General features: G+C 73.6%; 24 protein-coding genes. 7 read left to right on the plus strand and 17 right to left on the minus strand.

What is annotated here, in order from left to right:
* Positions 1–77: 77 nt before the first annotated feature.
* From KUM38_RS18070 to KUM38_RS18080, 3 genes are read left to right on the plus strand one after another with little or no spacing between them, the layout of a single operon-like run.
* Entirely contained in the window at positions 78–551 is a 474-nt protein-coding gene (locus KUM38_RS18070; RefSeq protein ID WP_217130407.1) for a hypothetical protein, read from the plus strand.
* Positions 552–561: 10 nt separating this feature from the next.
* Positions 562–3,648, plus strand: coding sequence for an ATP-binding cassette domain-containing protein (locus KUM38_RS18075; RefSeq protein ID WP_217130408.1), 3,087 nt, complete (start codon positions 562–564; stop codon positions 3,646–3,648).
* Positions 3,645–4,307: an ABC transporter ATP-binding protein gene (locus tag KUM38_RS18080; protein ID WP_217130409.1), complete on the plus strand. Its 663-nt coding sequence runs from the start codon at positions 3,645–3,647 to the stop codon at positions 4,305–4,307. Before KUM38_RS18075 ends, KUM38_RS18080 begins: the two co-directional genes overlap by 4 nt.
* Positions 4,308–4,358: 51 nt before the next feature.
* Here KUM38_RS18080 and KUM38_RS18085 read toward each other — a convergent pair whose 3' ends face one another.
* Complete coding sequence (locus KUM38_RS18085; protein ID WP_217130410.1) at positions 4,359–5,006, minus strand: transglycosylase family protein; 648 nt, start codon at positions 5,004–5,006, stop codon at positions 4,359–4,361.
* A gap of 539 nt (positions 5,007–5,545) precedes the next feature.
* Here KUM38_RS18085 and KUM38_RS18090 point away from each other — a divergent pair.
* Together KUM38_RS18090 and KUM38_RS18095 are read left to right on the plus strand one after the other, a co-directional pair.
* Positions 5,546–6,328 (plus strand): hypothetical protein, encoded by a 783-nt coding sequence (locus KUM38_RS18090; RefSeq protein WP_217130411.1) that lies wholly within the window; start codon positions 5,546–5,548, stop codon positions 6,326–6,328.
* Between the two features lie 99 nt (positions 6,329–6,427).
* Positions 6,428–6,808, plus strand: coding sequence for a hypothetical protein (locus KUM38_RS18095; RefSeq protein WP_217130412.1), 381 nt, complete (start codon positions 6,428–6,430; stop codon positions 6,806–6,808).
* 60 nt (positions 6,809–6,868) lie between these two features.
* Here the strand turns inward: KUM38_RS18095 and der are convergent, their stop codons facing one another.
* The 5 genes from der to aroH form a co-directional block, all read right to left on the minus strand.
* Complete coding sequence (gene der / locus KUM38_RS18100) at positions 6,869–8,359, minus strand: ribosome biogenesis GTPase Der (RefSeq protein WP_217130413.1); 1,491 nt, start codon at positions 8,357–8,359, stop codon at positions 6,869–6,871.
* A gap of 78 nt (positions 8,360–8,437) precedes the next feature.
* Positions 8,438–9,085, minus strand: a complete 648-nt coding sequence (locus KUM38_RS18105) for a 1-acyl-sn-glycerol-3-phosphate acyltransferase (protein WP_217130414.1) — start codon at positions 9,083–9,085, stop codon at positions 8,438–8,440.
* Positions 9,082–9,768 (minus strand): (d)CMP kinase, encoded by a 687-nt coding sequence (gene cmk / locus KUM38_RS18110; RefSeq protein ID WP_217130415.1) that lies wholly within the window; start codon positions 9,766–9,768, stop codon positions 9,082–9,084. The genes KUM38_RS18105 and cmk overlap by 4 nt, the downstream gene beginning before the upstream one ends.
* Positions 9,769–9,921: 153 nt before the next feature.
* Entirely contained in the window at positions 9,922–11,007 is a 1,086-nt protein-coding gene (locus tag KUM38_RS18115) for a prephenate dehydrogenase (RefSeq protein ID WP_217130416.1), read from the minus strand.
* Entirely contained in the window at positions 11,004–11,366 is a 363-nt protein-coding gene (gene aroH / locus KUM38_RS18120; RefSeq protein ID WP_217130417.1) for a chorismate mutase, read from the minus strand. Before aroH ends, KUM38_RS18115 begins: the two co-directional genes overlap by 4 nt.
* A gap of 194 nt (positions 11,367–11,560) precedes the next feature.
* On the opposite strand from aroH, the gene KUM38_RS18125 reads away from it, so the two are divergent.
* The gene (locus tag KUM38_RS18125; RefSeq protein ID WP_217130418.1) at positions 11,561–11,986 is read left to right on the plus strand and encodes a Rieske (2Fe-2S) protein; all 426 of its coding nucleotides are present in this window, start codon (positions 11,561–11,563) and stop codon (positions 11,984–11,986) included.
* A 22-nt stretch (positions 11,987–12,008) separates the two neighbouring features.
* A complete protein-coding gene (locus KUM38_RS18130) occupies positions 12,009–12,752 on the plus strand; it encodes a DNA polymerase beta superfamily protein (protein ID WP_217130419.1) in 744 nt (247 codons plus the stop codon).
* Here the strand turns inward: KUM38_RS18130 and KUM38_RS18135 are convergent.
* The 11 genes from KUM38_RS18135 to KUM38_RS18185 form a co-directional block, all read right to left on the minus strand.
* Positions 12,678–13,430, minus strand: a complete 753-nt coding sequence (locus KUM38_RS18135; protein WP_217130420.1) for a nucleotidyltransferase domain-containing protein — start codon at positions 13,428–13,430, stop codon at positions 12,678–12,680. The genes KUM38_RS18130 and KUM38_RS18135 overlap by 75 nt on opposite strands.
* A gap of 3 nt (positions 13,431–13,433) precedes the next feature.
* The gene (locus KUM38_RS18140; protein ID WP_217130421.1) at positions 13,434–14,462 is read right to left on the minus strand and encodes an ADP-ribosylglycohydrolase family protein; all 1,029 of its coding nucleotides are present in this window, start codon (positions 14,460–14,462) and stop codon (positions 13,434–13,436) included.
* A complete protein-coding gene (locus tag KUM38_RS18145; protein ID WP_217130422.1) occupies positions 14,459–15,178 on the minus strand; it encodes an NUDIX domain-containing protein in 720 nt (239 codons plus the stop codon). The genes KUM38_RS18140 and KUM38_RS18145 overlap by 4 nt, the downstream gene beginning before the upstream one ends.
* Before the next feature lie 65 nt (positions 15,179–15,243).
* On the minus strand, positions 15,244–16,359 hold the full coding sequence (locus tag KUM38_RS18150; protein ID WP_217130423.1) for a pseudouridine synthase: 1,116 nt from the start codon (positions 16,357–16,359) through the stop codon (positions 15,244–15,246).
* Entirely contained in the window at positions 16,359–17,012 is a 654-nt protein-coding gene (gene scpB / locus KUM38_RS18155) for an SMC-Scp complex subunit ScpB (protein ID WP_217130424.1), read from the minus strand. Before scpB ends, KUM38_RS18150 begins: the two co-directional genes overlap by 1 nt.
* Positions 17,009–17,998 carry a ScpA family protein gene (locus KUM38_RS18160; protein WP_374227060.1) on the minus strand — a complete coding sequence of 330 codons (990 nt, stop codon included), beginning with the start codon at positions 17,996–17,998 and terminating at the stop codon, positions 17,009–17,011. The genes scpB and KUM38_RS18160 overlap by 4 nt, the downstream gene beginning before the upstream one ends.
* A gap of 411 nt (positions 17,999–18,409) precedes the next feature.
* The gene (locus tag KUM38_RS18165; protein ID WP_308408988.1) at positions 18,410–18,961 is read right to left on the minus strand and encodes a hypothetical protein; all 552 of its coding nucleotides are present in this window, start codon (positions 18,959–18,961) and stop codon (positions 18,410–18,412) included.
* The gene (locus KUM38_RS18170) at positions 18,946–20,082 is read right to left on the minus strand and encodes a ParA family protein (protein WP_217130426.1); all 1,137 of its coding nucleotides are present in this window, start codon (positions 20,080–20,082) and stop codon (positions 18,946–18,948) included. Before KUM38_RS18170 ends, KUM38_RS18165 begins: the two co-directional genes overlap by 16 nt.
* A 411-nt stretch (positions 20,083–20,493) precedes the next feature.
* On the minus strand, positions 20,494–21,618 hold the full coding sequence (gene ald, locus KUM38_RS18175) for an alanine dehydrogenase (RefSeq protein ID WP_308408989.1): 1,125 nt from the start codon (positions 21,616–21,618) through the stop codon (positions 20,494–20,496).
* 136 nt (positions 21,619–21,754) lie between these two features.
* Positions 21,755–23,812 (minus strand): tetratricopeptide repeat protein, encoded by a 2,058-nt coding sequence (locus KUM38_RS18180; RefSeq protein WP_217130427.1) that lies wholly within the window; start codon positions 23,810–23,812, stop codon positions 21,755–21,757.
* A 163-nt stretch (positions 23,813–23,975) separates the two neighbouring features.
* Positions 23,976–24,602, minus strand: coding sequence for an NUDIX hydrolase (locus KUM38_RS18185; protein WP_217130428.1), 627 nt, complete (start codon positions 24,600–24,602; stop codon positions 23,976–23,978).
* Positions 24,603–24,694: the final 92 nt, after the last annotated feature.

Below are 24,694 nucleotides of genomic sequence, written 5' to 3' on the forward strand. Positions count from 1 at the left end.
TCACCAATCGGGTGTCGGTCCGGAACCTGTACGTCCGGTGCTTTCAGGGTCGGCCTCCAAGGGGCATAGTGCAAACCATGCGGACAGCCCGGCAGCGGATCGCGCACCCCGTCCGGTGGGCGGGCTGGGCCGCGCTCGCCGCCGGCGCGGTGCTGTGCGTCATCGGCTGGTACGGCGTCTCGGGCGAGCGTCACGCCGAACGGCAGCTGCCCTACCTGGCCTCCTGCAGCATCCCCGGAGCCGCGCTGATCGTCGCCGGGGCGGTACTGCTCGCCCACGGCCGGGGCGCGAGCGCCGCCACACGCGCGGAGGAGCCGTACGGCCTGCCTGCCGCCGAGCCGGGCGGCGCCGACGATCCGGGCCGGCCGGCGGGCGGGCCGGTGGCCGCCGGCGGGGAGACGCTGATGGTGCCGGGCGGGACCCTGTGGCACCGCGCGGACTGCCCGCTGGTCGCGGGGAAGGCGGAGGCGGTCCCGGTGGACGAGAAGCTGGTCGCGGGCGGTGAGCTGGAGCCCTGCCCTATCTGCGGACCCGCCGAAGAGACCGGCTGAAGCCTCGCCGATGTCCTCGCTGACGTACGACCTCACACTGGCCGGACTGTCGGTCGGCGCCGCGGCGGCGCTCACCGGGATCGGCCTGATCGTGACGTACCGGGCGACCGGGGTGCTGAACTTCGCGCACGGCGCGATCGCGATGGTGTGCGCCTATGTGCTGCGCGGCCTGGTGGTCGACCGGGGCTGGCCGCTGTGGTGGGCCGCCGCGCTGACGCTGCTGGTGGTGGCGCCGGGGATCGGGGTGGTGCTGGAGCGGTTCGTGTTCCGGCCGCTGTCCGTGCGGGGCGGTGACCCGGCGCGGACACTGGTGGCGTCCCTCGGGGTGTTCGTGCTGCTGGTGGGCGGGGCGGCACTGGTGTGGGGGCAGGGGGCGCGGGACGACGCGCCGGTGCTGGTGGCGGCGGAACCGTGGGGACAGCTGGCGGTGGTGGCGGTGCTGGCCGCGGGGGTCGGGGCGGTGATCCGCCGGACGCGGTTCGGGCGGGAGCTGCGGGCCGTCGTGGACGACCGCCGGCTGGCCGTGCTCGCCGGTGTGGACGCGGACCGGGTGGCGGCGGCGGGCTGGGCGTTCGGCTCGTTCACGGCCGGTCTGACCGGCGTGCTGCTGGCGCCGTACGTGCGGCTCGACCCGTACGGGCTGCCGCTGCTCGTGATGGAGGTGGTGGCGGTCGCGGTCGCCGCGCGGATGCGCGGCCTGACGGTGGCGGTGGTCGTCGCGCTCGGCGTCGGGGTGGCGCAGAGTCAGCTGACGCGGCTGCACCCGTCCGGGTGGGGCGAGCCGTTGCTGCAGGCGATCGGCGCCAACCTCTTCGTCGTGGCACTGCTGGTCGCCACCCTCGTGCTGCCCGGAGTCGGCACGCGCGACGCGCTGCCGCACCCCGTCACCGCGCGGGTGTCCACTCCCCCGGGCGCCTGGATCGTGGCCGGGGTGCTGTTCCTGCTGCCGCTGGGCTTCGCCGGGCGCGATCTGCACACGGCGGTGCAGGTACCGGCGCTCGGGGTGGTGCTGCTGTCACTGGTGGTCGTCACCGGCCGGGGCGGGCAGATCTCGCTCGGGCAGGCGGCGTACGCGGGTCTGGGCGCCCTCTTCACGGCGCTGCTGGCGGCCGGCCGCTTCCCCGGCCTGCCCCGGCTGCCGGAACTGGCCGCGCTCGCGGTGGCGGTCGTCCTGGTCGCTCCGCTGGGCGTGCTGACCGGCTGGCCGGCGATCGGCCGCCGGGGGCTCGCGTTGGCGCTGGCGACGTTCGCGGTGGGCGTCGGGGTGAGCCGGTTCGTCTTCGACCAGCCGTACGCCACGTCCGGACTGTCCCTGGGCCGCCCGGCGGGCTTCGACGGCGACCGGGCGTACTACGTCCTGGAACTGGTCCTCCTGGCGTGCGCGCTCCTCGCCGCCCGGGCCCTGCGCCGGGGCCGCACGGGCCGCGCCCTGGCGGCGGTGCGTGACCACGAGGCGGGGGCGCGGGCGGCGGGCGTGCGCGTGCCGTCGCTGAAACTCCTCGCGTTCGTCTCCGGCGCCGCGCTGGCCGCGCTCGGCGGGGGCATGCTCGGCATGGGGCTGCGCGCCTTCGACCCGGCCGCGTACGACCCCGTGCGGGGCCTGCTGTGGTTCGCCGCGGTGGTGGTCCTGGGCGCCGACAGCACCCTGGGCGCCCTCCTCGCGGCGGCCCTCCTGGTCGGCCTGGACGCGGGCACGCGCGGGGGCGTGGCAGCGGCGGTGATCGGCGTCCTGGCGGTCCTGTCCGGCCGCTTCCCCGACGGCCCCCACGAGGTCCTGCGCGACGCGGCGAACCGGCTCCGCGTCCGGTTCCGCCCGGCACCGGCCCCCTTGGCCGCACACCGGCGCGCCCGCCCGCACCCTCCGGGACCGCCACCAGGGCCGCCCCGGGTCCCGGCGGGCGCGACGGCGACGGGCGCCGGGCCGGGACCGGACGCCCGGGCCGGTGAACCGGGCGAACACGGCGCCGGCTCCCGGACCGGGATGCCGGAACGGACCGCGCCGGGCACCCGGACCGGCGAGCCGGGCACGGGGGCCCTCGGCCGCCCCGAAGCCACCGGCGGACCACGAACGTCGGCGAGCCGGCCCGCCGACGGCCCGGCACGACGGCAGGGCGCCACGGAAGCCACCGGGGACGAACGCGCCACCGGACAGCCGCCAGGGCACCCGCGCGAAGAAGAACCGGCCGCCGAAGGGCCACCGGGCCACGAGCCCGCACGACGGCAGGACGACACGGGCCGGGAAACCACCGAGGACGAACGCGCTCGGGAGCTGCCCGGCCGGGGGGCGCCGCACGCGCCTCACCGGCCCTCGGCGCCGGGCGCCCCCGCGCCGGTGCGTGAGGGCGGGGGCGAGGCCCCGGTGGGGCGTCGGCCCGCGGGGCCCTCCGCGCCGGCCCCCGGCCCTCCGGTGCTCGCCGCCCGCGGTCTGCGTGTCCGTTACGGCGGGTTCACCGCGCTGGACGGGGTGGACCTGGACGTCCCGGCCGGGCGGGTGACCGCCGTCGTCGGGCCCAACGGCGCCGGGAAGAGCACGCTGTTCCACTGTCTGGCGGGGACCCTGCACCCCACGCGGGGGTCGGTTTCGCTCGACGGGCGGGACATCACGCGGCGGCCCGCGCACGCCCGCACCCGGCTCGGGATCGCGCGGACGTTCCAGCAACTGGCGGTCTTCCCGACGCTGACCGTCACCGAGAACGTGCGCGTCGGTGCCGAGCAGGGCCGGCTGCCCGATCCCGGCGCGGTGGAGCGGACGCTGCGGCTCTTCGGGCTCGACGGGCCGATGAGGGCGCGGCCCGCCGCCGGGCTGCCCACCGGGACGCTGCGCCGGGTGGAACTCGCGCGGGCCCTCGCCACCGCCCCGCGCGTGCTGCTGCTCGACGAACCCGCCGCCGGTCTCGACACCGCCGAGGTCACCGCGCTGGCCCGGGTCCTGGGGGCGCTGGCCGCCGACGGCATGGCGCTCCTGGTCGTCGAGCACGATCTCGACCTGGTCGCCGGCCTCGCCGACGTCGTGCACGTGATGGCGGCGGGCCGGATCGTCGCCTCCGGACCGCCCCGGAACGTCCTGGACGCCCTCGGGGAGGCGACCGGCCCGTGACCACCATCGCCCTGCGCCACGCGCGCGTGCGCCACGGCCCCCTGGAGGCCCTGCACGGCGTCACCCTCGTCGCGCCCGGCCCCGGCCTCACCGTATTGCTGGGCCGCAACGGCTCCGGCCGTACGACCGCCCTGCGCGCGCTGGCCGGCGACGTGCCGCTGTCCGGCGGGGCCGTCGTGTGGGACGGGCTGGACGTGACCGGCGTACCGGCGTACGAGCGGGCCCGGCGCGGGCTGTGCCTGGTGCCGGAGCGGCGGGCGGTGTTCGGTTCCCTCACCGTGCGGGAGAACCTCGCCCTCGCCCTCCCCGACCCCGCTCGCGCCCTCGACGCCTACCCGCGGCTGCGGCCGCTGCTGGAGCGCCGGGCCGGCACGCTCTCCGGAGGCGAGCAGCGGATGCTGGCCCTGTGCCGGGCGTTGTCGCCGCGCGTGCGCGTGGTGCTCGTCGACGAGCCCGTCCAGGGCATGTCACCGGCGGTCGCGGCCCGTACGTACGCGCTGCTGACCGCGCTCGACGCGTGCGTGGTCCTCGCCGAGCAGCGGCTGCCGCCCGCCCTGCACGGCCGGCCCGCCTTCGTGTACGTGCTGCGCCGGGGCGCGGTGGTGTTCGCCGGTGAGGCCGGTGAACTCGGCCGGTCCGCCTCCGCGCGGCAGCCGTAGGCCCCGTCCGGCCGGCCGGACGGGGCCCGTGTCCCGGGTGAGGGGGGCGGCTCAGACGTCGAGACGCTGCCCGGGCACGATCACGTCGGGGTCCCCGCCGATGACGGACCGGTTGGCCTCGTACAGGCGCTGCCAGCTCGTGCCGTACCGCGCGGCGATCCCGCTCAGCGTGTCGCCCGCGCGGACGGTGTGGTCGCCGCGGGACGCGCCCCGGTCCGTGTGCCCGGACGGTGCCGAAGTCCTGGCCGGCTCCGACGGTTTCGACGGATTCGACCGCTTCGACGGGGTTCGCTCCGCGGTCACCGGGTCCGCGGCGGGTGCGTTCCCGGCCGCCCCCGCGCGCGCCGAGCAGGTCGGCCAGGCGCCCCAGCCCTGGGCGCGCTGCACCTTCGTGGCGATCGCGATCTGCTGGGACCTGGTGGCCCGGTCGGCCGTCGGCGCGTGGGCCGTGCCGCCGTAGGCGCGCCAGGTGGCGGCGGAGAACTGCAGTCCGCCGTAGTAGCCGTTGCCGGTGTTGATGTGCCAGTCGCCGCCGCTCTCGCACTGTGCGATGCGGTCCCACACTCCGCTGTCCGCCGCCGTGGCGGTCCCGGTCGCGGCGAGCAGTCCGAGGGGCGCGAGCAGTGCCGCGCCGGCCAGGACGGCCGCCGTACGGGTCGTGCGGACGTGGTCGCGGGTGTTATCGGCACATGCGGACATGTAGGTCCTTCCCGAAGGACTCGGGGTCCCCGAGGCGGAGCGCCGCCCGCCGCGTCATGGGACGCGTGGGCCGCGCTCGCCCCGTCCGCCTCCGGGTCGTGCGGTGGTGCCGTGCGGTGTGGTCGGCGGACGTACCCGAGCGGTGCTCGTTGCACACGGCGGAGGAATCTAAGGAGCCTCCGGCACCGGGATCAACCAACGTCCCGTCGCTCCAGGCCAGTTGCCCCTTACCTCGAGTAGCGGCGATTTCCGGCCACCCATTTCATTCCCTGATTTCGGGATTTGTCGACCAGCGCACGAGGTGCCCTGTGAGCCACTTCACCCCTTCAACGGCGCTGCGACAGCAAGGAGTTGACGATGAGTGGCCGGTTCCGCGCCGAACGTGACCGTGTGCGCTGGATGGTTCGATTCCGTTCGCCCTGGGGCGTGACTACCGCCACAGATCGCCCGTTGTCTTCTTCATGAGCCGGGGACCCACCCGGACCACGGGCCGGGAGCCACCCGGCCTCGCCACGCACCGCATCCCGAGGGAGCCACCCGTGCCGCGCATGCTCGACGTCAGCGACGAGGTACGCGCCGAGATCGGCGACGAAGAAGCAGCCCGCCTGCTCGCCGGGGAGTCCGCCCCGGGCAGTTACGACTGCACCTCCTGCCGCACCCCGGGCGACCCGGAGCAGGAGCGCACCAGCACCGTCCTGTTCATCGGGGACGAGACCGCCGTCCTCGCCTTCGCCCACGCCGGCTGCCTGCCCTCGCAGGTCGTCCAGGTCACCGAGGAACAGCTCCAGGGGGCCGTGCGGGCCATCGGCGGCGACACCGGGGAACCGGCGTCCGCGAAGGCCGCCCCCGAGCAGGCCGTGCTCGGGGTGACCAGCGGACTGGTCCTGATCTCCGGGGAGTTGCACCCGGCGCTGGTCGTGGAGCCGACCGCGCCGGTCGCGCGGCCCGGTTCGCCCGGGGCCGGCGACGACTTCCTGCCGCTCCTCATCGAGCAGGGCTTCATGCCCCTGACCGAGCTGTCGGCCGTACCGCCGGCGCTGCACGGCTGGTCGGTCCTGCTCGCCGCGGGGCAGCTGCACGCCGTGCTCCAGCCGAACCCCCACGGCGGCCGTCCGGTGGCCTGGTGGCAGGCGCACCAGCCGCTCCAGGTCACCGACGGCTGGCGGTCGGCCGCCAACAAGCACCAGCAGGTGCTGATGTTCGCGGCCCCGGTCGGCTCGATCGGCCGCCAGCCGCGCGAGGACCTGCTGCGCGACGCGCTGGACAAGGCGGCGGCGAACGGGAAGCTCGTCGCCGCGGCGCTGCCCCTCGCCGGCCTCTGACCGATCCCGCCGGTGCCCGGCCGGCACCCGACCGGAGCACTGACGGCGAATGCCGCAAAAGGGCCGCATCCCTTACGGCACGGGGTCGTTTGGACATACGTGCACGCATACGACGTTCCCCGCCGCCAGTCCCTCGCCTCGGTCCCCGCACCCGCGCGCCCGGCGCAGGGCTCCCGGAGCGGCCTCTCGGCCACGCCGATCTACGACGCCCTCTACACCGAGTACGTCAAGTCCTTCCGTTCGCTGCCGGGTGACCGCAGCGGCGAGGAGGAGCTGGGCTTCACCGCCTTCGGGAACATCCCGCGCAGTACGGACTCGTACGGCGGCCACGGCTCGAGCACGTTCGGCACCTCCCTCGTGAGCGTCGGCCGCCAGGGCACCGGGCCGCAGTGGCAGCGGGTCGGCACGGTCGGCCGGCCCGCCTCCGGGATGCACCACGTGCCGGCCGGACTGCCGCCGGCCCCGCGCAGGGGCGCCTGACCCGGGCACGGTGAAGGGGCGGCCCCACCGGGACCGCCCCTTCACCATGTCTGCCGTCGGCTACTTCTTCTTGCCGCGCTTCTCCCGCACCCGCACGGAGATGTGGATCGGCGTCCCCTCGAAGCCGAACTCCTCGCGCAGTCGGCGCTCGATGAACCGCCGGTAGCCGGCCTCGATGAAGCCGGAGGCGAACAGCACGAACCGCGGCGGCTTGGTGCCGGCCTGGGTGCCGAACAGGATGCGCGGCTGCTTGCCGCCCCGCACGGGGTGCGGGTGGGCGGCGACCAGCTCGCCGAGGAAGGCGTTCAGCCTGCCCGTCGGAACCCGGGTCTCCCAGCCCTCCAGGGCCGTCTCGATGGCCGGGACCAGCTTCTCCATGTGCCGGCCGGTGCGGGCCGACACGTTCACCCGGGGCGCCCACGCCACCTGGCCGAGCTCGGTCTCGATCTCCCGCTCCAGGTAGTAGCGGCGCTCCTCGTCGAGGGTGTCCCACTTGTTGTACGCGAGGACGAGGGCGCGGCCCGCCTCCACGGCCATGGTGACGATCCGCTGGTCCTGCACCGAGATGGAGTCGGCGGCGTCGATGAGGACGACGGCCACCTCCGCCTTCTCGACGGCGGCGGCGGTGCGCAGCGAGGCGTAGTAGTCGGCGCCCTGCTGGAGGTGGACGCGCTTGCGGATGCCCGCCGTGTCGACGAACTTCCAGGTCTTGCCGCCGAGTTCGATCATCTCGTCGACCGGGTCACGGGTGGTGCCGGCGAGTTCGTTGACGACGACCCGGTCCTCGCCCGCGACCTTGTTCAGCAGCGAGGACTTGCCGACGTTGGGCCTGCCGATCAGGGCCACCCGGCGGGGGCCGCCGACGGCGGTGCCGAAGGTCTGCGCCGGGGCCTCGGGCAGCACCTCCAGGACCTGGTCCAGCATGTCGCCGGTGCCGCGGCCGTGCAGGGCGGAGACCGGGTACGGCTCCCCCAGGCCCAGGGACCACAGGTAGGCCGCGTCGGCCTCGCCGCTCGGGCCGTCCACCTTGTTGGCGCACAGCACGACCGGCTTGCCGGCCTTGCGCAGCAGCCGGACGACGGCCTCGTCGGTGTCGGTGGCGCCGACCTTGGCGTCGACGACGAAGACGACCGCGTCGGCGGCCTCGATGGCGTACTCGGCCTGGGCGGCCACGGAGGCGTCGATGCCGAGGACGTCCTGCTCCCAGCCGCCGGTGTCGACGACCTTGAAGCGGCGGCCCGCCCACTCGGCCTCGTAGGTGACGCGGTCGCGGGTGACGCCCGGCTTGTCCTCGACGACCGCCTCACGGCGGCCGATGATGCGGTTCACCAGGGTCGACTTGCCGACATTGGGACGGCCGACGACGGCGAGCACGGGCAGCGGACCGTGGCCCGCCGCCTCGAGGGCGCCCTCGACGTCCTCGAGGTCGAAGCCCTCCTCCGCGGCGAGCTCCATGAACTCCGCGAACTCGGCATCGCCCAGCGCCCCGTGGTCGTGCTCGTGCGCACCCTCGTACGCGTCCGAGCCGTCGGGCTGGATGTGGTCGTTCATGAAGTCCGTACCTCTGCGTTCATCGTGGTGATCGGTGGAACGCCCCGCATGCGAGGCTGATCCACTACTCAGTGTCGCCTAGCGCCCGGTGAGGCGCCTGGCGTTTTCCAGGTGCGCGGTGAGCTGCTTCTGGATGCGCTCGGTCGCCTCGTCCAGCGCCTTGCGCGTACGTCTGCCGGTGCCGTCGCCGGCGTCGAAGGGGTCGCCGAAGACGACGTCGACGCGGGAGCGCAGCGGGGGCAGTGCCTTTATCAACCGTCCGGACCGCTCGGAACTTCCCAGGACGGCGACCGGCACGATCGGCGCGCCGCTGCGGACGGCGAAGTACGCGAGCCCCGCGCGGAGCGCGGCGAAGTCGCCCTCGCCCCGTGTGCCCTCGGGGAAGATGCCGAGGACGCCACCCTGCTCCAGCACGCCCAGCGCCCGGGAGATCGCCGTGCGGTCGGTGCTGTGCCGGTCCACCTTCAGCTGGCCGATGCCGGTCAGGAACGGGTCGAGCGGGCCGACGAACGCCTCCTTCTTGATCAGGAAGTGCGTCGGCCGGGGCGCCACGCCCATGACCATGGGGCCGTCGACGTTGTGGGAGTGGTTCACGGCGAAGATCACCGGGCCGGCCGCGGGCACCCGCCAGGCGCCCAGCACACGCGGCTTGAACAGCCCGTACATCAGGCCGACGCCGATGCGCCGGCCGACCTCGGCGCCGCGCACCGATGGGACGTCGGTCACTTCCCGGCCCGCTTCTCCTCGACGAGGGTGACGACACACTCGATGACCTGCTGGAGCGTGAGGTCGGTGGTGTCCACCTCGACCGCGTCGTCCGCCTTGGCCAGCGGGGAGGTCTTGCGGCCGGCGTCGGCCGCGTCCCGCTTGATCAGGGCCTCGCGGGTGGCGTGGACGTCGGCGCCCTTGAGCTCACCGCTGCGGCGGGCGGCACGGGCCTCCGCGCTGGCGGTGAGGAAGATCTTCAGGTCGGCGTCGGGCAGCACGGTGGTGCCGATGTCGCGGCCCTCGACGACGATGCCGGTGACGGCGGAGGCGGCGATGGACCGCTGCAGCTCGGTGATCCGGGTCCGCACCTCGGGGACCGCGGAGACCGCGCTGACCTTGGAGGTGACGTCCTGTCCGCGGATCGGGCCGGCCACGTCGACGCCGTCGACGGTGATCGTCGGGTCCTGGGGGTCCGTACCGGAGACGATCTCGGGCTTGCCGGCGACGGCGGCGATCGCGGAGGGGTCGTCTATGTCGATGCCGTTGGTCACCATCCACCAGGTGATGGCCCGGTACTGGGCGCCGGTGTCCAGGTAGCTCAGGCCGAGCTGCGCCGCCACGGCCTTCGACGTGCTCGACTTGCCCGTGCCGGAGGGGCCGTCGATGGCGACAATCACGGGCTGGGCGGCGCCGTTTTCCACGGGGGAACACCTTCCTGGTGCGGTGGAGTGGTGTGTGCGGGGCGCGGACACGCCCCGCACCAGGTTACCGGCCTCCCGGAACCCTTCCGACAAGCGGACGATCCGGCCCTTCGGGGGGAAGGACCGCCTCCGGGCCTCCCCCGCCCCGGGCCGTCACTGCCGGATCGCCCAGCCCCGCTCCCGCAGCCCCGCCATGAGGACGGGGGCCGCCTTGGGCTCCACCATGAGCTGGACCAGACCGGCCTGCTGTCCGGTGGCGTGCTCGATGCGGACGTCCTCGATGTTGACGCCGGCGCGCTCGGCGTCCGCGAAGATGCGGGCCAGCTGGCCGGGCTGGTCGTCGATGAGCACCGGCACGACCTCGTAGACGCGCGGCGCGGAGCCGTGCTTGCCGGGGACGCGGACCTGGCCGGCGTTGCCGCGGCGCAGCACGTCCTCGATGCCGGTGCTGCCCTCGCGGCGCTTGTCCTCGTCGGAGGACTGCAGCGCGCGCAGGGCGCGCACGGTCTCCTCCAGGTCGGCGGCGACGTCCGTGAGCAGGTCGGCGACCGGCCCGGGGTTCGCGGAGAGGATGTCGATCCACATGCGGGGGTCGGAGGCGGCGATCCGGGTCACGTCCCGGATGCCCTGCCCGCACAGTCGTACGGCGGCCTCCTCGGCGTGCTCCAGGCGCGCGGCGACCATGCTGGACACCAGGTGCGGCATGTGGGAGACGAGGGCCACGGCCCGGTCGTGGGCGTCGGCGTCCATGACGACGGGCACGGCCCTGCAGTGCGAGACCAGCTCCAGGGCGAGGTTCAGCACCTCGGTGTCGGTGTCCCGGGTCGGGGTCAGCACCCAGGGGCGCCCCTCGAAGAGGTCCCCGGTGGCGGCCAGCGGACCGGACCGCTCGCGGCCGGACATCGGGTGGGTGCCGATGTACGGGGCCAGGTCGAGCCCGCGCTCCTGGAGCTCGCGGCGCGGTCCGCCCTTGACGCTGGCGACGTCGACGTAGCCGCGTGCCGCGCCGCGCCGCATCGCGTCGGCGAGCACGTCGGCCACGTGGGCGGGCGGGGCGGCGACGATCGCCAGGTCGACCGGCCCGTCGGGCGCCTCGTCCGTGCCGGCGCCCAGCGCGGCGGCCGTACGGGCCTGCTCCGGGTCGTGGTCGGCGAGGTGGACGGCGACGCCCCGCTGGGACAGGGCGAGGGCGGCGGACGTGCCGATCAGTCCGGTGCCGATGACGAGTGCGGTCCTCATTGGGCGATGTCCTTGCGCAGGGCGGCCGCCGCGCCGAGGTAGACGTGCGCGATGTCGGCGCGGGGCCGGTCGGAATCGATGTGCGCGAGGACCCGGACGACGCGGGGCATGGCGCCCTCGACGTCCAGTTCCTGGGCGCAGATCAGGGGGACGTCGGCGATGCCGAGCTTGCGGGCGGCGGCGGCCGGGAAGTCGCTGTGCAGGTCGGGCGTGGCCGTGAACCAGAGGCTGATCAGGTCGTCGGTGTGCAGGCCGTTGCGCTCCAGGATCGCGGTGAGCAGCGCGCCGACCTGCTCCTCCATGTGACCGGCCTCGTCCCGCTCCAACTGGACGGCCCCCCGGACCGCGCGTACCGCCACGACGATGCTCCTTGCTGACGTGCGTGTCTGCTGCTCGGTCGTCCAGCGTAGTCAGCCCGCGCGGGGGGCGGTGCCGGGTGCCCGCCACCTGAGACGGGCGATACGCGTGTTTGACGATGCTTTGTCGTAAGTTGCTCATTGTTCGGCGCATTCGGTGTCAGGATGCGGGAACCGCGACCTCCGGGAGTGATGACATGGCCCCTCGTGCGACGCGCCGCACGGTTCTTCTCGCGACAGGTGCGGCGGCGCTGGCCGCCGGCTGCGGCTCGGACGGCGGGAACGGCGGAGACGGCAGGGACGGCGACGGGGGCGGCGCCCCGCCGGACACCGCCGGGCAGGAGCTGATCTCGACCGCCGACGTCCCGGTGGGCGGGGGCACGGTCCTCGCGGACGAGAAGATCGTGGTCACCCAGCCCGAGGAGGGCGGCTTCAAGGCCTTCTCGGCGATCTGCACCCACCAGAACTGTGTCGTGGCCGACGTCGCGGACGGCACGATCAACTGCGCCTGCCACGGCAGCCGGTTCAGGATCACCGACGGCTCGGTGGAGCAGGGCCCCGCGACCCGGCCACTGCCCGAGGAGCGGATCACGGTGGAGGGAAATTCGATCCGCCGGGCGTGATCCACCGCGTACGCTCCCGGGCATGCGCCCCGAGACCCTGGTCGGCGACCACACGATCTACGCCTGTGTCATGGGCTCGCGCGCCTTCGGTCTGGCCACCGAGGGCAGCGACACCGACCGCCGGGGCGTCTTCCTCGCGCCCACTCCGCTGTTCTGGCGCTTCGAGAAGCCGCCGACGCACGTCGAGGGCCCGGCCGAGGAGCAGTTCAGCTGGGAGCTGGAACGCTTCTGCGGGCTGGCCCTGCGCGCCAACCCCAACATCCTGGAGTGCCTGCACTCCCCGCTGGTGGAGTACGCCGACGCCACCGGCCGCGAACTGCTGTCCCTGCGCGAGGCGTTCCTCTCCCGCAGGGTCCACGAGACCTTCACCCGGTACGCCCACGGCCAGCGCCGCAAGCTGGATGCGGACGTCCGCGCGCACGGCGCCCCGCGCTGGAAGCACGCGATGCACCTGCTCCGCCTGCTGACCAGCGCCCGCGACCTGCTCCGCACGGGCATCCTCACGATCGACGTGGGCGAGGACCGCGAGTCCCTGCTCGCGGTGAAGCGGGGCGAGGTGTCCTGGCCCGAGGTGGAGTCCCGGATGACCCGGCTGGCGGAGGAGGGCTCGGAGGCCGCCCGGCGCAGTCCGCTGCCCGAGGAACCGGACCGGCGCCGGGTGGAGGACTTCCTCGTCCGCACCCGCCGCGCCTCAGCCCTCCAGCCGGATCCGTACGACGAGGTCGTGCAGGGCGTCGTACGCGGTGGGGGCGTCGGGCAGGGCTGACGCGGCCTGCGCCTCGTCCAGCACGCCGTGCAGCCGCTCCACGTCGGCCCGCACGCGTGCGTGGTCGACGGCGGCGTCCCCGTGCTCGCGCTCCGCCTTGGCGGCGATCAGCTCCGGCAGGTGGTCCGGGGCGACGTCGACCTCCCCGGCGAGGGTGGGCAGATGGGGCTGCACCTCGCCGGAGCGCATCAGGTGGATGCCGGTGAGCAGTACCCGGAAGGTGTAGAGCAGCGGTTTGAGTTCGCCGGTCTTCTCGAACAGCCGCCACTGGGTCTGTGCGAATCCCCGGTAGTGGTGGGCGTGGTGGCTGGTGAGGACGTCCGGGGCGAGCGCGGCCAGTTCGCGGTGGGTGTCGGTGGTGTGCACGACCAGCGGGGACAGCAGCTGCTCCAGCACATAGCCGTTGCGCCGCAGCATCAGGCGGACGAACTTGCGCAGGTCGTGCGTGACCAGGTCCATCTCGACGCCGTCCCTGACCCACATCCGGGACCGGGTCTCGTCCGGCTCGCGCAGCCCGACGAGGTCGGCGGCGGGCAGCAGGTGCACGCCCCGCAGGTCCACGTCGGAGTCGCGGGACGGGAAGCCGTACAGGTGCGCGCCGGAGACGGTGGCGAACAGCACCGGGTCGGGCTGTTCGGCGATCACCGGGCTCAGGTCGAGGTCCAGGGCGTCGGTCATGGCTCAAGCGTCCCAGAGCGTTCCCAGCGCCAGCAGCTCGCCCCGGTACTCGATGCGGTCGGCCCAGTCGGCCGGCCAGGCGTCCGCGCCCAGGTACGCGCCGGCGAAGGCGCCCGTGAGGCAGGCGATGGAGTCGGAGTCGCCCGCGGTGCAGGCGGCCCGGCGCAGGGCGGTGAGGGGTTCGTCGACGAAGAGGAGGAAGCAGAGCAGACCGGTCGCCAGGGCCTCCTCGGCGATCCAGCCCTCCCCCGTGGCCAGGCACGGGTCGGTCTCGGGCGAGACGGTGCGTACGGCGCCCCGGAGGCGCTCCAGGATCTCCAGGCACTCGTCCCAGCCGCGTGCGATGAAGTGCTCGGGGGTGGGGTCCTGGGCTCGGGTCCACAGGTCACCGAGCCAGGACTCGTGGTAGCGGGTGCGGTTGTCGTAGGCGTAGGAGCGCAGCAGTCCGATCAGGCCGGTCGGCTCGGCGCCCTCCGCCAGCAGCCGTACGGCGTGTGCGGTGAGGTCGGAGGCGGCGAGGGCGGTGGGGTGGCCGTGGGTGAGGGCGGACTGCGACTGGGCGGCGCCCGCGCGCTGTTCGTCGGTCAGGCCGGGGGCCAGGCCGATGGGGGCGACGCGCATGTTGGCGCCGCAGCCCTTGGAGCCGATCTGGCTGGCGTCCTGCCAGGGCCGGTCCTCGCGGGCCAGCAGGTGGCAGGCCTTGAGACAGGTGTTGCCCGGGGCGCGGTTGTTCTCGGGCGAGCGGTACCACTCCACGAACTTCTCGCGCACCGGCCGCTCCAGCCGCTTCGGGGTGAGCGGCCCGCGGTCCATCGCCGTGCGCAGTCCCCGCCCGAGCGCGAGGGTCATCTGGGTGTCGTCCGTGACGATCGCCGGCTTCGGCAGGTCCATCTCCCGCCAGGGGCCGAACTTCGCGAGGATCGACGGCACGTCGTTGAACTCGGTCGGGAAGCCCAGCGCGTCCCCGAGGGCGAGCCCGGTGAGCGCTCCCGTGGCGGCGCGCTTGGTGACGGTGGTCGTGGTCGTGGTCATGCGGGGCGTCCTTCCGGGGTCGGCCGGAGCAGGGGCGGGTGGAGGGCGGTGGCGGTGCCCGCGCGGTAGAGGGCGGCGGGTTTGCCCCGGCCGCCGGTGAGGCGCGCGGCGCCGGGGACGGCTTCGACGAAGCCCGGGGTGGCGAGCACCTTGCGCCGGAAGTTGGGCCGGTCCAGGGCGGTGCCCCACACGGTCTCGTAGACCTGCTGCAGCTCCCCGAGGGTGAACTCGGGCGGGCAGAAGGCGGTGGCGAGGCAGGTGTACTCGAGCTTGGCGCCGACGCGTTCCCGCGCGTCGGCCAGGATCCGGCCGTGGTCGAAGGCGAGCTCCCGCGCGGAGTCGTACGGCGTCCAGCGGGCCTGCGCCGCGTCGCTGCCGCCGTGCGCCTCGGGCGCGTCGGGCAGGAGGGCGGCGAAGGCGACGGAGACGACCCGCATCCGGGGGTCGCGGTCGGGTTCGCTGTAGGTCCGCAGCTGCTCCAGATGCAGCCCGGACACGTCCGTCAGCCCGGTCTCCTCGCCCAGTTCGCGCCGCGCGGCGCTCTCGGCGGCTTCGTCCGGCCGGACGAAGCCGCCGGGCAGCGCCCACCGTCCGGCGTAGGGCTCCTGGCCGCGCTCGACGAGCAGCACGTGCAGCGCGCCCGCGCGGAGGGTGAACACGGCGAGGTCGACGGTGACGGCGAACGGTTCGAAGGCGTACTTGTCGTAGCTGTCCATGACCCGCACCCCCTTTAATAGTCACTGCGACTATTAAAGGGGGTGCGGGTCGGGCGCACAAGCCCTTAGAGGTCGACCTCCTGCATCAGCATCCCGACCTCGGTGTTCGACAGCCGCCGCAGCCAGCCCGACTTCTGGTCGCCCAGGGTGATCGGCCCGAAGGCGGTGCGCACCAGCTTGTCGACCGGGAAGCCGGCCTCCGCGAGCATGCGGCGCACGATGTGCTTGCGGCCCTCGTGCAGGGTCACCTCGACGAGGTAGTTCTTGCCGGTCTGCTCCACGACCCGGAAGTGGTCCGCGCGCGCGTAACCGTCCTCCAGCTGGATGCCGTCCTTGAGCCTCTTGCCCAGGTCGCGCGGGATCGGGCCCACGATGGCCGCCAGGTACGTCTTCTTCACGCCGTACTTGGGGTGGGTCAGCCGGTGCGCCAGCTCGCCGTGGTTGGTGAGCAGGATGACGCCCTCGGTCTCGGTGTCGAGCCGGCCGACGTGGAAGAGCCGGGTCTCGCGGTTGGTGACGTAGTCACCGAGGCACTGCCGCCCCTCCGGGTCCTCCATGGTCGACACGACACCGGCGGGCTTGTTCAGCGAGAAGAACTGGTACGACTGGGTGGCGACGGTCAGGCCGTCGACCTTGACCTCGTCCTTCTCCGGGTCGACCCGCTTGCCCTGCTCGAGGACGATCTCACCGTTGACCTCGACGCGCGCCTGCTCGATCAGCTCCTCGCAGGCACGCCGGGAGCCGTAGCCCGCGCGGGCGAGCACCTTCTGCAGCCGCTCGCCCTCCTGCTCCGCGCCGGGGAAGGTCTTGGGCAGCTTGATGTCCTTCCTGCCCGCGTACCGCTCCCGGTTGCGCTCCTCGGCCCGTGCCTCGTACTCGCGGGACGTGGCCGGGACCGAGCGCCCCCGCTGCAGGGGCTTCTTCGGCCCGCCCTTGGCGCCTCCGCGGGCCGTGGGCCCGCGGCCCGACTTGGGACCCTCCTGGGTGGCGCCGGGACCCACGTCGTAGCGCCGCTCCTCCGGACGCGGCTTCTTCGGACGACCGCCCTGCCTGTCGTCGCGGTTGTTGCCGGCACCGCGGTAGTTACCGCGGCCACCGCTGCTCCCGCCGCGGCCGCCGCTGTTGCCACCACGGCTCCCGCCGTTGTTTCCGCTGCTGTTCCTGCCGCTGCTGCTTCGCATCAAAGTTCCGTCTTGTCGTCTGCGTCCTCGGAATCCGGGGCGTCCGGATCGAACGACGGGACCCCTTCCAGTGTCTCGGCCTCGATCGCCTCCGCCTCCGGGAGGAAGGGCGCGAGCTCCGGGAGCTCGTCCAGACCGCGCAGGCCCATCCGCTCCAGGAAGTAGTTCGTCGTCGTGTACAGGATCGCACCTGTTTCGGGTTCCGTGCCCGCCTCCTCGATCAGACCGCGCTGCAGGAGGGTGCGCATCACGCCGTCGCAGTTGACTCCGCGCACGGCGGAGACGCGGCTGCGGCTGACCGGCTGCCGGTAGGCGACGACCGCGAGGGTCTCCAGGGCGGCCTGGGTGAGCCGGGCCTGCTGGCCGTCCAGGACGAAGCCCTCGACGGCGGCGGCGTACTCGGGGCGGGTGTAGAAGCGCCAGCCGCCCGCGACGAGGCGCAGTTCGAAGCCGCGGCCCTGGACGGTGTACTCGTCGGCCAGCTCGCGCAGCGCGTCCGCGACCTGGCGCTTCGGGCGCTCCAGTATCTTCGCCAGGTGCTCCTCGGTTGCGGGCTCGTCCACGACCATGAGGACCGCCTCGAGGGCGGGCTTGAGGTCGAGCTCCGCGACGGTGCGCGGCCCCGCGGTGGTCCCGGTCGTCTCCTCGCTCACGGTTTCCTCTCCTCCTCGGGCTGCTCCGGCGGCCGGTCGAACTCGTCGGTGACCGTCGGTGCGGCGTCCCCGTCCCCGCCGGTCCAGCGCACGGTCAGCTCGCCGAGCGCGGTCTCCTGGTCGAGGACGACGGCCTTCTCGCGGTACAGCTCCAGCAGGGCGAGGAACCGGGCCACGACGGTCAGGGTGTCGTCCGTGTCCTCGACGAGGGCCCGGAAGCTCGCCTCACCGAGTTCCCTGAGCCGGGCGACGACGATCCCGGCCTGCTCCTGCACGCTGACCAGCGGCGCGTGGATGTGGTCGACGTACACCTGCGGCTTGGGTTTGGGCTGCATCGCCTTGACGGCGAGTTCGGCGAACCCCTCGGGGCCGATGCTGATGACGACCTCGGGCAGCAGCTCGGCGTACCGCGGCTCCAGCCCGACGGTACGGGGGTAGCGGCGGGCCTCGTCGTCGAGGCGCCGGCTGAAGATGTCGGCGATCTGTTTGTACGCGCGGTACTGCAGCAGCCGCGCGAACAGCAGGTCCCGGGCCTCGAGGAGGGCGAGGTCGGCCTCGTCCTCCACCTCGGCGGCGGGCAGCAGCCGGGCCGCCTTGAGGTCGAGCAGCGTGGCCGCCACGACCAGGAACTCGGTCGTCTCGTCCAGGTCCCAGTCGGGCCCCATGGCCCGGATGTACGCCATGAACTCATCGGTCACCTTGGACAGCGCGACCTCGGTGACGTCCAGCTTGTGCTTCGAGATCAGCTGCAGCAGCAGGTCGAACGGCCCCTCGAAGTTCGCCAGCCGGACCTTGAACCGCCCGTCGTCGTCCTCGCCGGCGTCGATCGCGCCGGTCCCGGCCCCGGACGCCTCCGCGGGTTCCGGTGCGCCGGGCACGCCCACCGTCCCGCCGACGGCCGGGGCGTCCGGTCCCGCCGCCGGGTCCGACGCACGCGCGGCGGTCTCCACGACCGCCTCCCGCACCGGTGGCGTCCCCGGCTCCAGCGGTGAAGGCCCTCCGGGGAACGTCCCGGCGCCCGCCCGCTCCACGGTCGCCGGGCCGGCCTTCGGCCCCGCCGCCCCGGGCACGACGGTCCCGTCCTCCGACGCGACCACCGGCTCGACCGGCGAGGGACGCCTCAGGGGCCCCGGACCCGGCTCCTCGGATCCGGCGACCGTGCCCTCCGGCTCAACCGGGGGCGGGACCTCGGCGAAGGACTCGGCGTCCGCCTCCGCCGCGAGCGCCCGCCGCACGGGACCCGGCTCGGCGGCCGGGTCGTCCGGCGGCGCCGTCGGTTCGGCCGGCGCGGGCGTCGGCGGGACCGCTCCCGGACCCCGGCCCAGGGTGCGACGGCGGTTCGGCCGGTTGCCGGGGGCGGGTGCGTCGTACGAGGTCATGGCCTCCGCAGGCTACCGCTACCGTCCCCGGAGACGTCGTACGAGGATGCTGGCGTCCCCACGGCTCTCCAGGTCGGCGAGGACCACGGCGACCGCCTCGCGGACGATCCGGCCCCGGTCCACCGCCAGCCCGTGCTCGCCGCGCAGCACCAGGCGCGCGTGCTCGAGGTCCATCAGCTCCTCGGCGGACACGTACACGGTGATCTTCTCGTCGTGCCGCTCACGGCCGCTGGGCCGCCGAGACGCCGCTCGCCCCCGCTTGCGCTGGGCCGCGCCGTCCTGCGCCGCCTGGCGCCGCCCGGAGCCCGCCGCGTCACGGTTGCGGGACTCCCCGGCCCCGTCCGGCTCCGCGTCCGCCGCGACGTGCTCCGCGCCCTCGCCGTCGCCGCCCTGCGCGGGCACCGACTGCGGCGCGTCCTCCACTGCGGCCGCCGCGTCGCCCTCCCCCGCGGGTGCGGGGACACGGGCGTCGCCGTTGGCCTGGCGCCTGGGGGTCGACGCCTGGAGCGCCATCCCCCCTGTCGTACGGAAGAGTTCGTCGGCCCCCGGCAGACTCACTCGGCGTGACACCGGGCGAGCACCTCCCTGGCGAGCTGGCGGTAGGCGGCGGCACCGACGGAGTTGGACGCGTACGTGGTGATCGGCTCACCGGCGACCGTGGTCTCCGGGAAGCGGACCGTGCGCCCGATGACCGTGTGGTAGACGTGGTCGTCGAACGCCTCGACCACCCGCGCGAGCACCTCGCGGCTGTGCACCGTGCGCGAGTCGTACATGGTGGCGAGGATGCCGTCGAGCTCCAGGTCGGGGTTGAGCCGCTCCTGGACCTTCTCGATGGTCTCGGTCAGCAGCGCCACACCGCGCAGCGCGAAGAACTCGCACTCCAGCGGCACGATCACCTTGTGCGCGGCGGTCAGCGCGTTGACCGTGAGCAGGCCGAGCGAGGGCTGGCAGTCGATCACGATGTAGTCGTAGTCGTCCATCAGCGGCTTCAGCGCCCGCTGCAGCGTGGACTCGCGCGCGACCTCGCTCACCAGCTGCACCTCGGCCGCCGACAGGTCGATGTTGCTGGGCAGCAGGTCCATGTTGGGGACCGCGGTCTTCAGCAGCACCTCGTCGGCCGCCATGCCCCGCTCCATGAGCAGGTTGTAGACGGTGAGGTCGAGTTCCATCGGGTTGACGCCGAGACCGACCGACAGCGCGCCCTGCGGGTCGAAGTCGACGAGCAGCACCCGGCGTCCGTACTCCGCGAGCGCGGCACCCAGGTTGATGGTCGACGTGGTCTTGCCGACGCCGCCCTTCTGGTTGCACATCGCGATGATCTTCGCGGGACCGTGGTCGGTCAGCGGACCCGGGATCGGGAAGTACGGCAGCGGGCGCCCGGTCGGGCCGACGCGCTCACGGCGCTGCCGCGCCGCGTCGGGCGCGAGCGTGGCCGCGTACTCGGGATCGGGCTCGTACTCGGCGTCGGGGTCGTAGAAGTGCCCCTCGGGCAGTTCGTCGTAGTCGGCGAAATGGTTGTGGGGCGCGCCACTTCCGTCGCCGGCCATGGCGTTCACGTGATGGCCATCCATGCTCTGGTGTGCTGGTTGAGTCACCACCGAAGTCCGGTGACTCCGGTGGGCTGCGAAGGTGCGCACAGCAACGGAGCCGACAGCAGCGGATCCCGCGGGCCCCTGGTCCGGCGCAGGCATTCCTGGTTGACCACCCCCGGGAGTAAATGTCGACTCATTCACAAGTCGTCTTACCTCCTTGGTGACCAGGAAACTTCTAGACAGGTCAGCGTGGCACCATGCCGACGATTGGCGACTCTATGGCGTGTCGACCGTTCGCAGCAACACAATCCGCCGGACCCGGCCCGATGTGTCGGCAATGAAACATCCCTCTGTCAAGGGCGTACGGCCGTCGCACGGCAGGTTTCACGGGTGTGCGAATCGGTAGAAGGGTTACGTTCGAGGCGAGTTGCCCCGGAATCAGGAAGTGACCATACACACATCAGGCCGGACCTTATGGGCAAGGTCCGGCCTGACACGTGACGTTGACGACATATGTTGACGTATCGCCTTCGGCGGTCGGCGACTTGGTCGACTTACCGCCCCGGCGGCTCAGCCGAGCAGCGAGGCGAGCTCCACGTGCTCCAGGCCGTGCGCCTCGGCGACCTCCTTGTAAACCACCTTGCCGTCATGCGTGTTGAGGCCCTTGGCGAGCGCGGGGTCGCGGCGCAGCGCCTCCACCCAGCCGCGGTCGGCAAGTTCGACGATGTACGGCAGCGTGGCGTTGGTGAGCGCGTAGGTGGAGGTGTTGGGCACCGCGCCGGGCATGTTGGCGACGCAGTAGAACACCGACTCGTGGACCTTGAAGGCCGGCTCGGCGTGCGTGGTCGGGTGGGAGTCCTCGAAGCAGCCGCCCTGGTCGATCGCGATGTCGACAAGGACACTTCCGGCCTTCATCCGCGAGACCAGCTCGTTGGTGACCAGCTTCGGGGCCTTGGCGCCGGGGATGAGGACCGCGCCGATCACGAGGTCGGCCTCCAGGCAGGCCTTCTCCAGTTCGAAGGCGTTGGAGACGACGGTCTGGATCTTCGTGCCGAAGATCTTGTCCGCCTCGCGGAGCTTGTTGATGTCCTTGTCGAGCAGGGTCACGTGGAAGCCCATGCCGATGGCGATCTGCGCGGCGTTCCAGCCGGAGACGCCGCCGCCGATGACGACGGCCTTGCCGGCCAGCACGCCGGGGACACCGCCGGGCAGCACGCCGCGGCCGCCGTTGGCGCGCATCAGGTGGTAGGCGCCGACCTGCGGGGCCAGCCGGCCCGCGACCTCGGACATCGGGGCGAGCAGCGGCAGGGCGCGGCTGGGCAGCTCGACGGTCTCGTAGGCGATCGCGGTGGTGCCGGACTCCAGGAGGGCGTCCGTGCACTCCTTGGACGCGGCCAGGTGCAGATAGGTGAAGAGGGTCTGGTCCTTGCGCAGGCGGTGGTACTCCTCCGCGACGGGCTCCTTGACCTTCAGCAGCAGGTCGGCGGCGGCCCAGACCTCGTCGGCGGTGTCCAGGATCTGCCCGCCGGCGGCGATGTACTCGCCGTCCGGGATCGAGGAGCCGACACCGGCGCCGCGCTCGATGACGACCTGGTGGCCGTGGCGCACCAGCTCGTGCACGCCGGCGGGGGTGATGGCCACCCGGAACTCGTTGTTCTTGACCTCGCGGGGGATGCCGACCTTCACGTCGATCACGGTCCTTGGCTCAGAGGGTATGGGGGTATCACTGCACATACCCGGGCACACACGGGCACACCGGGAGAGACCGCAGGAGATGGTGCGGCAGAGCCAGTTTAATGAAGGTGTTCCCGCTGTCTAGCCTTTCATTGCATCAATCTTCGACGGATGAGCTACGGATTTCGCAGGCGTTAGCTCCATGTTCCGGCTCGAAGTCGTCCTCCAGGGCCTCTTCTGCCAGCATGCGCTCGGCCGTACCCCGGTGCAGCGCGGCCGACGCGGGGTCGCCGAGGTGCTCGAAAGAATCGGCGATCCGCAGGTGCAGCGCGGCCTGCAGGCGGGTGTCCTCGGCCCGGCACGCCCAGTCCACGGCCTCCTGGCAGGTGCGCAGGGACTCGTCGAGCCGCCCCGCGTACTCCTGCACCCGGGCCAGTTCGCTCAGCGCCCGCGCCTGCGCGGCCACGTCCCCGTGCCTGCGGTGTCCGGCGACGGCCGCGCGCCAGTCGCGCAGCGCCTCGCCGTAGCGGCCGGCGTAGGTGTGGGCGGCGCCGATACGGCCGTAGAGCCGGGCGGCGTCCTCGTGCTCGCCGCGGGCCAGCCGCTCGGCCAGGGCGCGGCCGAACCAGTCGGCGGCCCGGTCGTAGTCCCCGAGTTCCAGATGGGCGCCGCCCACGGATTCCATCGCGCGGCCGGTCGCGTACGGGTCGTTCGCCTCGCGTCCGGCGTCCAGCGCGGCCCGGTAGCGCCCCAGGGCGTCGGCGGTGCGGCCGGTGCGGGCGTCGAGGTCGCCGAGGTTCAGCAGGGCCGCCGCCCGCTCGCGGGGCAGGTTCCGGCGCTCGGCGACGTCGAGGACCAGGCCGTGGATGTCGTACAGGTCGCTCGCGGCGGCCTGGGTGCCGAAGTGGGCCACCATGGCCCGCGCCAGCTGGGACATCAGGCGCCGGGCGAGGGTGTCCAGCTCCCCGTCGGCGACCGCGAGCCGCGCGGCGGCCAGCAGGGCGGGACGGCGCACGCGCAGCCAGTCGGCGGCGGCCCGCGGGCCGGGGAAGCGCAGGGCGCGCGGCATGCCGAGGAGCTTCTCGCGCGCCTTGAGGCTGTCGGTCTCGGTGATGGCCCGGCACGACTGGAGCAGCCGTACGGTCCGCTCCAGCATCCGGGCCCGGGCCAGTTGCAGCTCGGCGGGCCGCTCGTGGTCCTCGGCGAGGGCGCTCAGCAGGGGCTGCAGACAGCAGGGCACCTCGTACTGCGGCAGCGCCGAGCCCACCGGGTGGAGCAGCCCGTGGGCGACGAAGTCGTCCAGGGTGGTGCGGGCGGACTCCACCGAGCAGCCCGCGAGGGCGGCGGCGGTGTGCGGGTCGATCAGACCGGCCGGGGCGAGGCTGAGCAGCCGCAGGGTGCGGGCGGCCGACGCGGGCAGCGAGGCGTGCACGAGCCTCAGGACCCGGCTGACGACGGTGTCCTGGCCGGGGTCCGTGTGCAGTTGCCTGGCCAGGTCGGCGACGGCGGCCTTGGGCCGGGCGGCGAGCCAGCCCCCGGCCAGCACCAGGGCGGCCGGCTGGCCCTCGCACTGCTCGGCGAGCCGCTCGGCGGCCCGGGGGTCGACCGTGATGCGCACCGATCCGGTGAACCGGGACAGCACCTCCACCGCGGACTTGGTGTCGAGGCCGCCGAGGGTGCAGGGGCGGACGTCCGCGATGCCGGTCAGCGGCCCCGAGGAGACGGCGACGGCCAGGCAGTCCGGGTTGTCCGGCAGCAGGGCGTCGACCTGCTCGGCGTCGGCCGCGTCGTCCAGCAGGAGCAGCACCCGGCGGTCGGCCAGCGCGGTGCGCAGCGCCTCGCTGAGTTCGTCCTCGTCGGCCCCGGCGGGGGCGGGCGCCTCCAGCGCGTCGAGCAGTTCCCGCGCGGCGCGCTCGACGGGCACGCGGGTGCCGTCGGGTTCGCTCAGCCGGGCGCGCAGCACGCCGTCGGGGTAGCGGTCGGCGACCTGGCGCACGAGTTCCCCGGCGAGGGCGCTCCGGCCCGAGCCGGGCCGGCCGGCGATGAGCAGCACGCGCGCGCGGGGCGCCTTGCGGCCGGAGAGGGTGTCCAGTCCCGCGCGCTCGATGTCGGCGCGCAACTCCTTCAGCTCCCTCGTACGGCCCAGGAATCGACCCTCGTCGGCGACGTCCCGAAGGAGCCGCACACCGTCTGGGTCCACCGCCTGATCCGTCACGGGCCTCACTCCCGTCCCACCGCGCGCGCAAGCCCGCCGGGACTCCGGACCGGGCGTTTTCCAGAGCCTAGTTCACGCTCTGCGACGTTCCCGGTGGAGCGCGGCGGGCACATCCCCCAATCGGATCAGCCGATGGTCATACCACCGTGGACGCAGGGCGGGGTCAGGCCTCGAACGGACGTGCCGGCCACGGTGCCTGAGCCGGGCGCAGCGCGTCCAGGCCGTCGCCGGCCCGCGCGGCGACCAGCGAGAGGACGCCCACCACCAGGCAGTTGTTGTGCAGCTCGCCGGCCAGCACACCGCGCACCAGTTCCTCGGCCGGGACCCGGGCCAGCTCCATGTCGGCCTCCTCGTGCTCGACCTCGAAGCGCTCGCCCTCGGCCTCGGACAGCCCCCGGGCCAGGAAGATCCGTACGGCCTCGTCACAACCGCCGGGTGTGGTGTAGACGTCGGTCAGCACCCGCCAGTCCTCCGCCTTGACGTGCGCCTCCTCGTACAGCTCGCGCTGGGCGGCGTGCAGCGGGTTCTCGCCGGGGACGTCGAGCAGACCGGCCGGGATCTCCCACAGCTTGTGGCGCACGGGATGGCGGTACTGGCGCAGCACCAGCACCCGGTCGGCGTCGTCGAGGGCGAGGACGGCCACGGACCCGGGGTGGACCTGGTAGTCGCGGTGGACCACGGTCCCGTCGGGCATGACCACGTCGTCGGTGCGGACGGAGGTCTTGTTGCCCGTGAAGGGGGTCTCGGTCGCCCGGATCTCCCACACTTCCGGGGTGTCCTTGATCGTCATGCCTGTCCTTCCGAACGTACGGCGGTCGTGCGCGTGCCCTGCGCGAAAAAAGGCAGCCGGGGTGAGGACCTTTTGGAGGTCCGCACCCCGGC

This window comes from Streptomyces sp. AC558_RSS880 (assembly GCF_019049255.1).
GTDB lineage: Bacteria > Actinomycetota > Actinomycetes > Streptomycetales > Streptomycetaceae > Streptomyces.

What these genes read in the sequence shown, in the direction of transcription:
- KUM38_RS18130 (WP_217130419.1), top strand. Translation starts at nt 12,009, where the DNA reads ATGCGCCCCGAGACCCTGGTCGGCGACCACACGATCTACGCCTGTGTC.
- KUM38_RS18085 (WP_217130410.1), bottom strand. Translation starts at nt 5,006, where the DNA reads ATGTCCGCATGTGCCGATAACACCCGCGACCACGTCCGCACGACCCGT.
- KUM38_RS18145 (WP_217130422.1), bottom strand. Translation starts at nt 15,178, where the DNA reads ATGGACAGCTACGACAAGTACGCCTTCGAACCGTTCGCCGTCACCGTC.
- der (WP_217130413.1), bottom strand. Translation starts at nt 8,359, where the DNA reads ATGAACGACCACATCCAGCCCGACGGCTCGGACGCGTACGAGGGTGCG.
- KUM38_RS18070 (WP_217130407.1), top strand. Translation starts at nt 78, where the DNA reads ATGCGGACAGCCCGGCAGCGGATCGCGCACCCCGTCCGGTGGGCGGGC.
- KUM38_RS18170 (WP_217130426.1), bottom strand. Translation starts at nt 20,082, where the DNA reads ATGCCTGCGCCGGACCAGGGGCCCGCGGGATCCGCTGCTGTCGGCTCC.
- KUM38_RS18115 (WP_217130416.1), bottom strand. Translation starts at nt 11,007, where the DNA reads ATGAGGACCGCACTCGTCATCGGCACCGGACTGATCGGCACGTCCGCC.
- KUM38_RS18150 (WP_217130423.1), bottom strand. Translation starts at nt 16,359, where the DNA reads ATGCGAAGCAGCAGCGGCAGGAACAGCAGCGGAAACAACGGCGGGAGC.
- KUM38_RS18135 (WP_217130420.1), bottom strand. Translation starts at nt 13,430, where the DNA reads ATGACCGACGCCCTGGACCTCGACCTGAGCCCGGTGATCGCCGAACAG.
- KUM38_RS18185 (WP_217130428.1), bottom strand. Translation starts at nt 24,602, where the DNA reads ATGACGATCAAGGACACCCCGGAAGTGTGGGAGATCCGGGCGACCGAG.
- KUM38_RS18140 (WP_217130421.1), bottom strand. Translation starts at nt 14,462, where the DNA reads ATGACCACGACCACGACCACCGTCACCAAGCGCGCCGCCACGGGAGCG.
- KUM38_RS18075 (WP_217130408.1), top strand. Translation starts at nt 562, where the DNA reads ATGTCCTCGCTGACGTACGACCTCACACTGGCCGGACTGTCGGTCGGC.
- KUM38_RS18125 (WP_217130418.1), top strand. Translation starts at nt 11,561, where the DNA reads ATGGCCCCTCGTGCGACGCGCCGCACGGTTCTTCTCGCGACAGGTGCG.